Origin of the sequence: Vagococcus martis, assembly GCF_002026305.1 — a bacterium.
In the GTDB taxonomy this organism is placed as follows: domain Bacteria; phylum Bacillota; class Bacilli; order Lactobacillales; family Vagococcaceae; genus Vagococcus; species Vagococcus martis.
Genome location: NZ_MVAB01000001.1, coordinates 1,929,520 through 1,944,246, shown reverse-complemented (window position 1 = coordinate 1,944,246; position 14,727 = coordinate 1,929,520). Strand labels below are relative to the sequence as shown.

Genomic DNA, 14,727 nt, shown 5'->3' with positions numbered 1-14,727 from the left:
GAAAAGAGGATATTTCATGCAAAAACAAATGTCTAACAAGGAGTTTATATGTTGTATTGATAAGCTGATACTTAAAGAAATTCCCAAAAATGAAAAAGCGATACTAACAAAAGCTAAAACAACTCTTGAGAATAACAGCTACTTACCACGTGTCGTTTCTGATTTAAGAGCGTCACTTACTCCATTAGCTATAAGTGGACAGTTATCAAAAGAAACCGGTGAATTGTATCTGACTATCACAAATTATCCCTATACTAATAATAATTTGGGTGGCGGATTAATTAGTGTTTTTGGCAATAAGTTAAAATAATAAAACAAGCTGACCAGGTTAAGATAGTCCTAGTCAGCTTGTTTTATTTTCCAATATCTGTTCGATAATAAAAATCAGTTAACTGTTGCTCAGATAACCAACCATATACTTTTCCTCTCGCTTCTTCGAGTGTTGCTCCACTACTTTCAGCCATAAATACTCGGCCACTATTTGAGACAAGAGAATCATTTTTACTTGCAACTCCTGCAAAGAAAAGGTTCACTTCTTTATTCGTTGTATCAATGTGTAAAGGCCTTCCTTTTTCATAACTATTTGGATACCCTTTTGCAGAGACAACAACACCTAAGTCAAATCCAGTATCTTTCCAAGAAACTTCTATTGATTTATCATCAAAAATAGATTCGATTACTTCAACTAAATCTGTTTCTAATCTCTCAAGTAATACTTGTGTTTCAGGATCTCCAAATCGAGCATTATATTCAATGACTTTCGGACCATCTTTTGTAATGATTAATCCAGTATATAAAATCCCTTGGAAAGTTCTTCCTTCTTTTTTCATTGCGTCTACTGTCGGGTAAACTATTTTTGATAGTGACTCTTGATACACTGAATCTGTCACATATGGTACTGGACTGTATACACCCATCCCACCAGTATTTGGTCCTTTGTCTCCATCAAAAATTGCTTTGTGGTCTTTCGCTGCAACCATTGGATACACAAAAGATTCTCCCACAAATGACAATAAAGAAAATTCCTTACCAACTAAAAACTCTTCAATCACAATTTTAGGTTCTTCACTATCAAAAACATTATTTAATAAATTATCATCAACAGCTTGTGTTGCTTCTTCAATGGTTTCTGCAATCACAACACCTTTACCTGCAGCTAATCCATCTGCTTTGATGACAATCGGTAATTCCTGTGTTGATAAATAGGCAATTGCATCATCTCTATCGGTAAATGTTTCATAATTTGCCGTTGGAATATCATATTTTGCCATTAGTTGTTTTGCAAAATCTTTTGAACCTTCAATAATGGCTGCATTTTTTTTAGGTCCAAACGCTTTAATCCCTTTTGTCTCTAAAAAATCGACTAATCCATCTATTAAAGGCACTTCAGGTCCGACAAATACCCAACTAATCTCTTTCTCCTGACAAAATGATGCAATAAATTCTTGATCACTTTCGTTTCCATCTACTAACTGAATCCCATCTATGACCATTCCTGCGTTTCCCGGTAAACAATAGACTGTTTCAACTAGTGGACTTTGTAATAATTTTTTACCAATCGCATGCTCGCGTCCACCACTACCAATTACCAATAGTTTTCTTTTCATCAAGTCTTCTCCTCTTAATGTTTGAAATGTCTTGTTCCAGTGACAATCATTGCAATACCATACTCATTTGCTACATCAATTGATTCTTGGTCTTTCACACTACCACCTGGGTGTATGATTGCTTTTATCCCATGTTTTGCTGCGTATTCCACACTATCAGGCATTGGGAAGAACGCATCACTAGCTAATACAGCTCCTTTTGCTAAATCACCTGCTTGATCTACTGCTAATTTTACTGAACCGACACGATTCATTTGTCCAGCACCAATACCTAATGTATGGCGAGCGTTACCCACAACAATCGCATTACTTTTTACAGATTTAACCACTAGCCACATTTTTTTTAATGCATCAATGTCTTCAGCTGTTGGTAATGTCTCCGTAACAACTGTCCATTCTGTCTCATCATCAATTTCAGTGTCAGATTCTTGTACTAGTAACCCACCTGAAACACTAACTAATTCCCACTCAGATTGGTTTGGTTTCGTTGTGTCTAATTGAAGCAAACGACGATTTTTCTTTTTCTCTAATATCTCTAAAGCGTCAGCTGTAAAACTTGGGGCAATAATAATTTCTAAAAACAATTGATTTAAACTTTCAGCCAAATCAGCATCAATTTCACGATTAAAAGCTAGTACGCCACCAAAAATCGAAATCGGATCACTTTCATAAGCTAGATTGTAAGCTTCATGTATCGTTTTTCCAAAACCAACACCACACGGATTCATATGTTTCACAGCAACCACTGTTGGTTCATCAAATTCTTTGACTAAATGTATCGCTGCATTAGTATCTTTATAGTTGTTATAAGATAATTCTTTCCCATGTAATTGTTTTGCTGTTCCTATTCCAATTTCTGATTTATTATCATCTGATTGATAGAAATACGCTTTTTGATGATTGTTTTCACCATATCTTAAAGTATCGACTTTTGTATAGTTTAGTGACAATTGGTTCGGTAACCCTTTTTCATCATTTTCTTCTGATAAGTAATTAGCGATGCTTGCATCATAGTCTGATGTCGTTGCAAATACTTTTGCTGCTAATGATTGCCTTGTTTTAAGTGTTGTGTCCCCTGCTTCACTCAATTCGTTTAAAACAATCTCATAATCACTATTATCAACAACAACCGTCACACTAGCAAAGTTTTTCGCGGCACTTCGTAACATACTCGGGCCACCAATATCAATTTGTTCAATCGCTTCATTTTGTGTCACATTGGGTTGAGCAATGGTTTCTTTAAATGGATACAAATTGACACACACTAAATCAATTGTCTCTATTTTGTGCTCTTTTAATGTGTTCATGTGTTCTGGATTATCACGTCTAGCTAATAATCCTCCATGAATAAATGGATGCAGTGTTTTTACTCGTCCATCAAGCATCTCTGGAAACTTCGTTACTTCTTCCACACTCAAACACTTAATTCCCTCAGATTCAAGTATTCGTTTTGTGCCGCCTGTTGAAATAATGTCATATCCTAACTTAACTAACTCTTTTGCAAAATCTGCTACACCAGTTTTATCATAAACGCTAATGAGTGCACGCTTTTTAGACATTCTTAAATTCCCCCAAGATAAATTGATTTAAAATAATTGGTAATACATGATGCTCTAATTGATGCATCTCTTCCTCAAATTCTTCTAAAGAAAGCTCGCGGTTAATCGCTACACTTTCTTGATAGATAATGGGGCCAGTATCCACACCTTCATCAACTAAATGAATCGTCACACCAGTCTTTTCATCAGTACTATCATATGCTTCTTTTATGCTTTTATTTCCCGGATATTTTGGTAATAAGGATGGATGCAAGTTAATGATTTTCTTTTTATATTGATTCAATAGTGTTGGGCCGATAATTTTCATATAGCCTGCTAACACAATGAAATCTATGTCTTCATTTTCTAGCATCGTCAAAATATTTTGTTCATACGCTTCTTTTGTCTGATTCGCCTTTTTTTCCATCACAAAATAAGGCACGTCATACTTTTTTGCTCGTTCAATCACGTAGGCATCTTTTTTATCACAAAATAAACAGACCAATGTTCCCGCAATATTTCCTTGTTGACTCGCTTTAACTATTGCTTCAAAATTTGATCCGTTTCCTGAAGCAAAAATGGCAAATCTCATCGACTCTCTCCTTTAATGTGAACAGATCCTGTCGCACCTAGTTCAACTTGTCCAATTGTATAAGCATGTTCATCATGAGCATTGATATAATCTACAACTGTCTGAGCATCTGTTTTATCAACTGCCAGCACCATACCAATTCCCATATTAAATGTACTAAACATATCTTTTTCGCTGATATTTCCAAGTTTTTGTAAACAATCAAAAATAGGTAGTACCGGCCACGTGCCTTTTGTTATAGTGGCTGATATATTATCTGGTAACATTCTAGGAATATTTTCATAGAAGCCTCCACCCGTAATATGAGCAATACCTTTAATTTTTTGCATTTTAATTAATGGTAAAACACTTTTTATATAGAGTTTTGTTGGCGTTAATAACACATCACCTAAAGTTTTTCCATTTAACTCATCTAAGACTGTATCTAAAGAAAAATCATTATCTTTAAATAAAATTTGTCTGACTAGTGAAAAACCATTTGAATGAATCCCACTTGATGCAATACCGATTAACACATCACCTTCAGAAATAGTCGATGAATCGATTAATTCTGATTTTTCTGCCAATCCCACCGCAAATCCAGCTAAATCATAATCGTTTTCACCATACATATCAGGCATCTCAGCTGTTTCGCCACCAATTAAAGCCATTTTAGATTCCACACAGCCATTAGCTACACCTTCAACAATTTTTTCGATTTTTTCAGGATAGGTTTTTCCTGTAGCAATATAATCTAAAAAGAACAAAGGTTCCGCTCCTTGAGCTAAAATGTCGTTTGCACACATGGCAACACAATCAATCCCAATTGTGTTATGTTTGTCTGCTTCAATGGCAACCATTAATTTTGTTCCCACACCATCTGTTCCAGAAACAAGGACAGGCTCTTTCACATGATACTGACTTAAATCAAAACAGCCACCAAATCCACCTAATGCACTCATCATACCTAAGCGTTCAGTTCGTTTTGTGTGAGCTTTAATTCTTTCTACGACTTCATATCCTGCTTCAACATTGACTCCTGATTTTTCATATGCTGTTGACATATTAGTCCTCCTTGTTTTCTCTGTATTCATAATCATATAAAGGTGTTGGGTAATCACCATTGAAATACGCCATACATAACCCGTTATAAGGGGCATCTAACTTTAATCCTATCGAGTTAATTAATCCTTCTTCAGTTAAAAATTCTAACGAATCAGCTTCAATAATTTCTCTCATTTTATCTGTTGAATAATTTGCAGCAATTAATTCTTCTTTTGTTTGAATATCAATCCCATAAAAACATGGATATGCTAATGGAGGTGATGATATTCTAACATGAACTTCTTTTGCACCAGCTTCTTTTAACAAACGAACAATACGTTTTGATGTCGTCCCACGAACGATTGAATCATCCACTAAAATCACACGTTTTCCTTCCACAACACCCCGAACAGCAGACAGTTTTAATCTAACACCTTCTTCTCGCAGTTCTTGTGTTGGTTGAATAAACGTTCTAGCGACATATTGGTTTTTTACTAATCCCATTTCATAAGGAATAGAACTTGCTTCAGCATACCCACTAGCCGCTGAAAGAGAACTATTAGGCACACCAATGACCATATCTGCTTCAACTGGATGTTCTTTAGCTAGTGTTTTTCCCATGCGTTTACGAGCAGAGTGAACATTAATTCCTTTAATATTTGAATCAGGTCGTGCAAAGTAAATGTACTCCATTGAACAAATTGAATACATCGTCTCATCAGTGTACCGGTAGCTTTTTAATCCGTTATCGCTAATCTCAATAATTTCACCAGGTTCGACATCTCTGACAAACTTTGCACCAATTGTATCTAAAGCACACGTTTCACTTGATACAACATAAGCCCCATTTGATAAACGACCAACTGATAACGGTCGAAATGCATTTGGATCAAGAGTCGCGTACATGGCGTCATCAGTTAGCAGTAAATAAGCGAACCCACCTTTGACAATATTCAACGCTTCAGATAATTTGTCGATGAATGTGTCTTTATTACTACGACGAATTAAGTGCATCAAGATTTCTGTATCAGAATTAGAATGAAAAATAGCCCCATCTTCTTCTAATTCTTTACGTAACGTTTTAGCATTAATCAAATTTCCATTATGAGCTAATGCAATTTCAGCATTGTAAAAGCGAAATAAAAAGGGCTGAATGTTAATAATATCTCCCTCGCCACTTGTTCCATAACGCACATGACCAATCGCAGAGTGGCCTTTTAATTGTGTTAATAAATCAGGGTTAGCAAATACCTCATGCAATAACCCTAATCCTCGATGACCATGCAGGCGATTGTTCTCTAATGACACAATCCCTGCACCTTCTTGTCCTCTATGTTGTAAACTATGTAAGCCATAATAAGTCATTTGACTGGCATCTTTATGGTTCCATACACCAAACACACCACATTCTTCATTTATCCCTTTTATTTCATGAGACATGGTATTGCTTCCTCCCATACTTCTTTGGCTTTTGCAACTGGTAATTCTAATGAATCGTCGGCTGTACTAACTTTTATCACACCATCATTTGTCACTTTTCCTAATAAAGTAGCATCTTTCTTTAATACAGATTCAAATGCATCTTTATATTCAGGTGACACGCTGACAACGAATCGTCCTGATGTCTCGGCAAACACTAATTCTGTTGCTAGGTTCGTCTTAATATCAACACCTAATCCATTTCCAAATGTTGATTCAATCACACTAATTAATAGTCCACCTTCAGCACAGTCATGAGCACTTTTTACATAACCTGATTGAATAGCTTGTAATAATTTAGCTTGAATGACCACTTCTTCTTCTAAATCAACAGCTGATATAGTCCCTGAAATCTTACCAGTTAATAATTTTTGAATTTCGCTACCTGAAAAATCAGCATTCGTTTCACCTAACACATAAATCAAATCTGATGCTTCTTTAAAATCTTGAGTTGTAACATGGGATAAATCATCAACTACGCCAACCATTCCTATCATAGGTGTTGGGTAGATAGACTGATTATTCGTTTCATTGTATAACGAAACATTACCTGAAATAACGGGCGTATCAAATGCTTCACACGCTTGAGCAATTCCTCTTGCTGCTTGATCTAACTCATAGAATCCTTCAGGTTTTTCTGGTGAACCAAAGTTTAAACAGTCTGTAATAGCTAATGGTCTTGCCCCACTTGCCACAATATTTCTAGCTGCTTCACTCACCGCCATTTTTCCGCCTTCTTTTGGATCTAAATACAAGTATCTCGCATTACAATCAGTTGTCATCGCAAGAGCTTTTTGTGTTCCTCTTACACGTAGGACAGCAGCATCACTACCAGGACCCACAACAGTATTAGTACGAACTTGTGAGTCATAAGTTTCGTATAATGATTGTTTTGACGCAATAGTTGGTTGAGCTAAAAGAGATAATGTTGTTTGTTTAAAGTCTTTTATTTTAGGTTTATATGCTTCTTGTTTTTCAAATTCAATGATGCGTTTTGGTTTTTCTTGTTCGTTATGATACACCGGCGCATCTTCCGCTAACGAGTCAACAGGAATATCCGCGACTTTTTCTCCTTGGAAAAATAATTTATAACGCTTGTCATCTGTTACATGACCAATTGTTACAGCATCTAAACCGTAAGATTCAAATAATTCGATGACTTGTTGTTCTTTTCCTTTTTTGATACAAAGTAACATTCTTTCTTGTGACTCAGATAACATCATTTCATAAGGTGTCATGTCTGTTTCACGTTGTGGCACGTCATCTAAGTAAAGTTCTAATCCTGATCCAGCTTTTGACGCCATCTCTGAACTTGAAGAAACCAAACCAGCCGCACCCATATCTTGAATTCCGACTAAACAATCTGAATGATTTAAAATCAAATCAAGACACGCTTCCATTAAGCCTTTTTCCATGAATGGATCGCCTACTTGTACCGCAGAACGTTGTTGTTCTTCACCTTCTACAAACTCAACTGACGCAAACGTTGCACCATGAATCCCATCTCGTCCTGTTTTTGCTCCAACGTACATGATTGGATTACCAATTCCTTTTGCTTGTCCTTTTTGGATGTCTTCATATCTAATTAAACCAACACACATCGCATTCACTAATGGGTTTCCTTCATAACACGCGTCAAACGCAATCTCGCCACCAACAGTTGGTATCCCAATACTATTACCATAGCCACCAATCCCCGCGACTACTTTTTCAATTAAATATTTAGTACGATTGGTTTTAATTTCACCAAAACGTAAAGAATTCAACATAGCAATCGGTCTAGCACCCATACTAAAAATATCACGAATAATTCCACCAACTCCTGTAGCTGCCCCTTCATAAGGTTCAACCGCTGATGGATGATTGTGACTTTCTGCTTTAAACACAACAGCTAACCCATCTCCAATATCCACAATACCAGCACCTTCACCAGGCCCTTGTAAAACATGTTGGTTCGATGTTGGAAAATGTTTTAACACAGGTTTACTATTTTTATAAGAACAATGCTCACTCCACATGACAGCAAACAAACCTGTTTCTGTGTAGTTAGGTAAACGACCTAAAATCGAATCAGCTATGTACTCATACTCAGAGTCTTTCAAACCCCATTCTTGATAAATCTTAGATTCTTTCACTTCTTCTGGAGTCATTGTTTGTGCTTTTACCATGTTATGCCGTCACCTTTCTTAAATGATTTACGATTGATTGAAATAGTTTTTTACCATCAGAACTACCTAATAAATCTTCCATCGCACGTTCTGGATGGGGCATTAAACCAATAATATTTCCTTCCTTATTTGTAATGCCTGCAATGTCTTCCGCACTGCCATTTGGATTTGTTTTTTCATAAGTAAAAATAATTTGGTTGTTTTCTTTTAATTCTTTTAAAGTTGCATTGTCACAGTAGTAATTTCCTTCACCGTGAGCAATCGGTAAGGTAATGATTTCATCTTGTTCATATTCATTTGTAAACATTGTTTGATTATTCTTCACTTTTAATGGTTGCATGGCACAAATGAATTTCAGCGATGTGTTATTTAATAAAACACCTGGTAAAAGACCTGTCTCTGTTAATATTTGGAATCCATTGCATGTGCCAAAAACTAGTTTTCCTTCACTGGCAAACTGTTTTACTGCTTCCATCACTGGACTTGATTTAGCAATAGCCCCACATCTTAAGTAATCACCATAAGAAAAACCACCTGGTAATAAAATAACATCATACTCTGACAAGTCAGTTGCTCTGTGTGAAACATATTCGGCTTCTTCACCAATCACATCTTGAATAGCTAACAATAAATCTTGATCACCATTTGAACCAGGGAATACTACTACACCAAATTTTGCCATGATTAGTTAACCTCCGTAACAGTAAAGTCATAGCTCTCCATGTTGGGATTAGCTAATAAATTATCACTAATCTTATCAACTTTTGCTTCAGCATCTTGTTTGCTATCTGCTTTAATCACAAAATCAAATACTTTTCCCACGCGAATATCTGATACGCCATTTTCACCTAAACGTTTGATAGCTCCTTCAATAACTGCAGCTTGTGGATCTAAAATGGATGCTTTGTAGTTTACATACACTCTTACTTTAAACATGATTATTCTCCTTTTCTTTCGTTTAATCGTTTTTCAACTTCTTTATATACACTCACCAAATCTCCAGTATCTTTTCGGTAAACGTCTTTATCCAATGATTTATTCGTCTTATCATCCCATAAACGACACGTATCTGGTGTTACCTCATCTGCTAGAATAATGCGTCCGTCACTATCTCGTCCAAACTCTAATTTAAAATCAACTAATGTCAAGCCAATGGATGAAAACAATTCTTTTAGACAATCATTAATTGTAAAAGATTGTTCTTTAATAAAAGCCACTTCTTCTTTTGTTGCAATATCTAAATAATCAATATGATCTTCATTCATAAATGGATCATCCAAGTCATCGTCTTTATAATAAAACTCAAGAATTGGTTTTGGTAGAATCGTCCCTTCTTTTATACCAAAACGTTTTGAAAAACTCCCTGCTGCAATGTTTCGAACGACGACTTCAAGCGGAATTATTGTCACAGCTTTAACTAACTGCTCATTCTCACTAAGTTGCTTAATCCAATGATGTGCAACTCCTTTTGAAGATAGATATCGAAACACTTCAGAACTAATTGAATTATTCAATTGACCTTTACCAATAATTTCATCTTTCTTTTTACCATTTAATGCCGTTGCCTGATCTAGATAAACCAACCTTAACTCATTTTCTTTTTCTGTTGAATGTACGCTTTTAGCCTTGCCTAAATATAAAAATTCTGACATTTCTTCCCTTCCTTTCTCCATTAGAGAACATTTGTATGTATTTTATTAACATTATTCATTTAATAAACATATAGTAACAAGAGTTTTTTTGAACGTCAATTAATTATTAACGATAAAACAAAACATTCTTTAAAACGTTCGCTTTTAATCTAATTAGTGTGGTTTTAGACAAAATAAAAAGGCCGCGAAAAAACATTTCGCGAACCTCAGTCATTAATTTATTAATCCTACTCTATCAAATAAATCATCAACATGTTTTAAATGATAGTTATAATCAAATGCATCGTCTAATTCTTCTTTAGATAAGACAGACATAATTTTTTCATCAGCTTCTAGTAATGGTCTAAAATCAGTTTGTTCATCCCAAGAAATAGCTGTTTTTGGTTGTACTAAATCATACGCCTCCTCACGAGACATCCCTTTATCAATCAATTTTAATAGCACACGTTGACTATAAATCAAGCCAAACGTAGCACCCATGTTACGTTTCATATTCTCAGGGAATACTGTTAAATTTTTAACAATGTTAGTAAATCGTTGCAACATATAATCTAATAAAATCGTTGAATCTGGAATAATAATACGTTCTGCAGATGAATGAGAGATATCTCTTTCATGCCATAAAGACACATTTTCATAAGCTGTCACCACGTGTCCACGTAACACACGAGCCAACCCTGTCATGTTTTCAGAACCGATTGGATTACGTTTATGTGGCATAGCTGAAGACCCTTTTTGCCCTTTTGCAAAAAATTCTTCGACTTCACGTGTTTCAGATTTTTGCAATCCTCTGATTTCTGTCGCAAATTTTTCAATACTTGTGGCGATTAATGCAATTGTTGCAATATATTCAGCATGTAGGTCACGAGGCAATACTTGCGTTGAAATCTCTTGCGCGCGAATTCCTAACTTATCACAGACAAACGCTTCGACTTCAGGTGGTGTATTAGCAAATGTTCCAACAGCACCACTAATTTTACCGGCTTCAACACCACTAGCAGCATGTTCAAAACGCTCGATGTTTCGTTTCATTTCTGAATACCATAATGCTAGTTTAAGCCCAAATGTCGTTGGTTCAGCGTGTACGCCATGCGTTCTCCCCATCATAACGGTGTATTTATGCTCTAGCGCTTTTTCTTTTATTACTTCAAGAAACTCAGACAAATCTTTACGTAAAATATCATTAGCTTGTTTCATCAAATAACCATAAGCCGTGTCAACAACGTCTGTACTTGTTAGGCCGTAGTGAACCCATTTTCTCTCTTGTCCTAAACTTTCAGAAACTGCACGCGTAAACGCCACAACATCATGACGTGTTTCTTGTTCGATTTCTAAAATACGATCAATATCAAACGTCGCATTCTCTCTAATCAACACAGTATCTTCATTAGGAATTTCTCCTAAGCTTGCCCATGCTTCCGCAGCTAAAATTTCAACTTCTAACCATGCAGCATAACGATTGTCATCTGACCAGATATTTCCCATTTCTTTACGAGTATAACGTTCTATCATTGTCTTTTCCTTTCTTATTGCCAAATATCTTGATTTTGAATTTCTGTTAATGTTTCTGAAATACTATTTGATAATATCGTAATGTGACCCATTTTTCTACCTGGTTTTTCATCTTTTTTTCCATAAAAATGAAAATCCCAATTATTTTTTTCAGAGACAACCTGTTTTGCTTTAGTTTGCTCGTCTCCAATTAAGTTCACCATCACTGCATCACTAAAACTTTTGATATTAGGCATTGCCCATTGGCAGATTCCTAATATATGTGTATCGAACTGACTTGCTGAACACGATTCTATCGTGTAATGACCAGAATTATGTGGTCTTGGTGCAATTTCATTGACTACCAATTCTTCTGTCTCAGTTACAAACATTTCAATCGCAATTGTGCCACATGCTTCAAGTTCTTTACTAATTCGCTTGGCTAGTGATATAGCCTCTTTTGCACATGCTTCACTGATTCTAGCTGGTGCGATGCTAGTAAACAAAATATTGTTCACATGCTTATTTTCTGCCACAGGAAACACACTAATCTCTTGACGTTTATTGTTTGAAATAATCACAGAGATTTCTTTTTCAAACGACACCCATTTTTCCAAAATACATGTCGCATTTTTTAGTAATTTTTGACAGTCTTTTATATCATCTTCACTACGCAACACAATTTGACCTTTTCCATCGTACCCACCAACGATCATTTTCAGTACACTTGGAAACCCAATCACTTTAAGTGCTTTTTTTAATTCGTCAACTGACTGAATGACTTCAAATGGAGAAACTGGGATATTATGTTGAACTAAAAATTCTTTTTCAAATTGTCTATTTTGCGATATTTTTAATAGCTTCAATCCTTGAGGGAGTTTGCCTATATTGTCATATGGTTCTAATACTTTAGAATCAACATTTTCAAATTCATAAGTCAAAACATCTGATTGATTAGCTAATTTCTTAATAGCCGATACATCATCATATGACGCTTGAATATGAAAATCACACACTTGAGCAGCTGGACAATTGTCATTAGGATCAAGTACACCGACAACAAATCCTTTTTCTTTTGCACTTTGAGCCATCATTTGACCAAGTTGTCCACCACCAATAATACCAACTGTTTTCGAAGGCAAGATAGGATTAATCAAAAGAGTCACCACTTTCTAGTACAGTTTTCTTTAACTGCTGTCTATATTGATGCAGATTTTCTCTAATATGTTTATCTGTGATGCCAATAATTTGAGCTGCTAATAAACCGGCATTTTTAGCGCCAGGTTTACCAATCGCTGTCGTTGCGACAGGAATTCCTCCTGGCATTTGAACAATTGATAAAAGTGAATCCATTCCTTTTAAACTTTTTGATTCTACTGGTACACCAATCACTGGTAACGTCGTTAAAGCTGCCACCATTCCTGGTAAATGAGCCGCACCACCTGCTCCTGCGATAATGACTTTATAGTCTTTACTTTCTGCTTCTTGAGCAAAAGCGAACATTAACTCTGGTGTCCGGTGAGCTGACACAATTTTTTTATCATACGTTACATTTAGTTCATCTAAGACATCACATGCTTCTTTCATCGTATCCCAATCAGATTTACTACCCATTATCACAGCAATATCACTCATGACTACTCTCCATTCTATCTTTTTGTTCATTGTAACAAGTGATAAAAACCCTGTCAAAAATATACGTAAGTTTTAAAATTTATTTTTTAAAACGTTCGTTTCTAGTTCTTTTTTGAATGATTCATAGCTATGATTATATAAATGATGGTTATCTTCCGTATAAAATGTTCGACGGTGGTCTGATAATAAAAACGACTTAACTGGATGAATTAGGCTCACTGCTCCAAAATTTGGTTCATTATAAACTGATTGAACAACATTTTGACCAAAAATATCGGCTGCCATCATGGCTAATAATTCATTAGCAAAAAAGCCGCCATTTACCGTAATCTCTCTTGGCTCTAATTCAACTAATTCACTAATATAGCGTAAATTATAAAAAATACCTTCAACTATACTTCTAACCATATGATGTTTAGTATGTTTTAAACTGAGTCCAATGTATTTTCCTTGAGGAGTTGATTGCCAAATTGGGGCACGTTCTCCTGTTAAATAAGGGAAAAATAGTAGACCGTCACTTCCGATTGGTGATTGACTAAGAGAATGATTTAGCTCTTGATAAATAGACTGACCCTCAAAAAAGACATGTTCAGCCCATGTCATTATTTGTCCGCCATTATTTGTCGCACCACCAATGACCCAGTAAGTATCGTTTAAGTAATAGCAAAACGTCTGTCCTTTATCATCTAACTCAATTGTTTTAGATAATTTACGCACCGCGCCACTTGTTCCAATCGTGATGGTATTAAGCGTACCATTAGCGACATAACTCGCATAACTCGCTAAACAACCGTCACTTGCACCAATATAAACTGGGATATTTGGTGTTAAAAATAATTCAGCTGCAACGTCTTCAAGAAGCGGGGCAGAATAATCCGTATCAACTAACTTAGCTAACATTGATTCATCTGTTCCAACTTTTTTCAAAATGGCTGCATCCCATTTCTTATCATGGATATTAAATAAGCCTGTTGCTGAGGCAATGGAATAATCTACGACAAATTCTCCTGTCAATCGTTCCATTAAGTAATCTTTCATCCCAACCCAACGAATAACATCTTTAAACCATTTTTCTTTTTGGAAATGCCCAATTTTTGCAAAAGGTGACATCTCATGAATGGGTGTCCCAGTTTTTTTATAATAATTCAGATAATTTTTTTCTGATTTTATTGTTTCGACAAATGGCTTGCTTTGCGCATCTAGCCAAATATACATTTCCTCGTCTCGTCCCTCAACTATTGGCATAATACTATGCATAGCTGTTGTCAAAACGATTGAATCAATGTTGTAACCCTCTTGTGTCATGGTACGAATACCTCGTACAATTTGACGATAAATATAAGCTGGACTTTGGAAAACTCTACTTCCTCTATCTGTAAATGTTTCTATTGGTAAGACTAATTCTTCTATAATCGTGTCTTTTTCAAAAATTTGTAACTTAATATTGGTTGTCCCAACGTCAATCGCTAAAGGATACATCCCATATCCACCCTTCTTTTTCTTTATATTTTTATTTTAACATCAAATCACTGGTTTCACTAA

Annotated in this window: 14 protein-coding genes; 1 reads left to right on the top strand and 13 read right to left on the bottom strand. The window is 35.5% G+C overall.

Annotation, left to right across the window (positions count from 1 at the left end; translation table 11 throughout):
- Positions 1 to 16: 16 nt before the first annotated feature.
- On the top strand, positions 17 to 310 hold the full coding sequence (locus BW731_RS09405) for a bacteriocin immunity protein (RefSeq protein ID WP_079347622.1): 294 nt from the start codon (positions 17 to 19) through the stop codon (positions 308 to 310).
- Between the two features lie 43 nt (positions 311 to 353).
- On the opposite strand, the gene purD is transcribed toward BW731_RS09405, so the two are convergent.
- The 13 genes from purD to BW731_RS09340 all read right to left on the bottom strand — a co-directional run bounded on the left by purD (position 354) and on the right by BW731_RS09340 (position 14,664).
- Positions 354 to 1,607, bottom strand: coding sequence for a phosphoribosylamine--glycine ligase (gene purD / locus BW731_RS09400; RefSeq protein ID WP_079347620.1), 1,254 nt, complete (start codon positions 1,605 to 1,607; stop codon positions 354 to 356).
- Between the two features lie 14 nt (positions 1,608 to 1,621).
- Positions 1,622 to 3,166, bottom strand: a complete 1,545-nt coding sequence (gene purH / locus BW731_RS09395; RefSeq protein ID WP_079347618.1) for a bifunctional phosphoribosylaminoimidazolecarboxamide formyltransferase/IMP cyclohydrolase — start codon at positions 3,164 to 3,166, stop codon at positions 1,622 to 1,624.
- Positions 3,159 to 3,737, bottom strand: coding sequence for a phosphoribosylglycinamide formyltransferase (purN, locus tag BW731_RS09390; RefSeq protein ID WP_079347616.1), 579 nt, complete (start codon positions 3,735 to 3,737; stop codon positions 3,159 to 3,161). Before purN ends, purH begins: the two co-directional genes overlap by 8 nt.
- On the bottom strand, positions 3,734 to 4,780 hold the full coding sequence (gene purM / locus BW731_RS09385; RefSeq protein ID WP_079347614.1) for a phosphoribosylformylglycinamidine cyclo-ligase: 1,047 nt from the start codon (positions 4,778 to 4,780) through the stop codon (positions 3,734 to 3,736). Before purM ends, purN begins: the two co-directional genes overlap by 4 nt.
- A gap of 1 nt (position 4,781) precedes the next feature.
- Positions 4,782 to 6,200, bottom strand: coding sequence for an amidophosphoribosyltransferase (gene purF / locus BW731_RS09380; RefSeq protein ID WP_079347612.1), 1,419 nt, complete (start codon positions 6,198 to 6,200; stop codon positions 4,782 to 4,784).
- Positions 6,185 to 8,407 carry a phosphoribosylformylglycinamidine synthase subunit PurL gene (gene purL, locus BW731_RS09375; RefSeq protein ID WP_079347610.1) on the bottom strand — a complete coding sequence of 741 codons (2,223 nt, stop codon included), beginning with the start codon at positions 8,405 to 8,407 and terminating at the stop codon, positions 6,185 to 6,187. The genes purF and purL overlap by 16 nt, the downstream gene beginning before the upstream one ends.
- A gap of 1 nt (position 8,408) precedes the next feature.
- Positions 8,409 to 9,089, bottom strand: a complete 681-nt coding sequence (gene purQ / locus BW731_RS09370; RefSeq protein ID WP_079347608.1) for a phosphoribosylformylglycinamidine synthase subunit PurQ — start codon at positions 9,087 to 9,089, stop codon at positions 8,409 to 8,411.
- A gap of 2 nt (positions 9,090 to 9,091) precedes the next feature.
- The gene (gene purS, locus BW731_RS09365; RefSeq protein ID WP_079347606.1) at positions 9,092 to 9,343 is read right to left on the bottom strand and encodes a phosphoribosylformylglycinamidine synthase subunit PurS; all 252 of its coding nucleotides are present in this window, start codon (positions 9,341 to 9,343) and stop codon (positions 9,092 to 9,094) included.
- A gap of 2 nt (positions 9,344 to 9,345) precedes the next feature.
- Positions 9,346 to 10,080 carry a phosphoribosylaminoimidazolesuccinocarboxamide synthase gene (gene purC, locus BW731_RS09360; protein ID WP_079347604.1) on the bottom strand — a complete coding sequence of 245 codons (735 nt, stop codon included), beginning with the start codon at positions 10,078 to 10,080 and terminating at the stop codon, positions 9,346 to 9,348.
- 192 nt (positions 10,081 to 10,272) lie between these two features.
- On the bottom strand, positions 10,273 to 11,571 hold the full coding sequence (gene purB, locus BW731_RS09355) for an adenylosuccinate lyase (RefSeq protein ID WP_079347602.1): 1,299 nt from the start codon (positions 11,569 to 11,571) through the stop codon (positions 10,273 to 10,275).
- A gap of 14 nt (positions 11,572 to 11,585) precedes the next feature.
- Positions 11,586 to 12,716: a 5-(carboxyamino)imidazole ribonucleotide synthase gene (gene purK / locus BW731_RS09350; RefSeq protein ID WP_143592774.1), complete on the bottom strand. Its 1,131-nt coding sequence runs from the start codon at positions 12,714 to 12,716 to the stop codon at positions 11,586 to 11,588.
- Positions 12,700 to 13,185 carry a 5-(carboxyamino)imidazole ribonucleotide mutase gene (purE, locus tag BW731_RS09345; protein WP_079347598.1) on the bottom strand — a complete coding sequence of 162 codons (486 nt, stop codon included), beginning with the start codon at positions 13,183 to 13,185 and terminating at the stop codon, positions 12,700 to 12,702. The genes purK and purE overlap by 17 nt, the downstream gene beginning before the upstream one ends.
- Positions 13,186 to 13,257: 72 nt before the next feature.
- A complete protein-coding gene (locus BW731_RS09340) occupies positions 13,258 to 14,664 on the bottom strand; it encodes a gluconokinase (RefSeq protein WP_079347596.1) in 1,407 nt (468 codons plus the stop codon).
- Positions 14,665 to 14,727 lie beyond the last annotated feature (63 nt).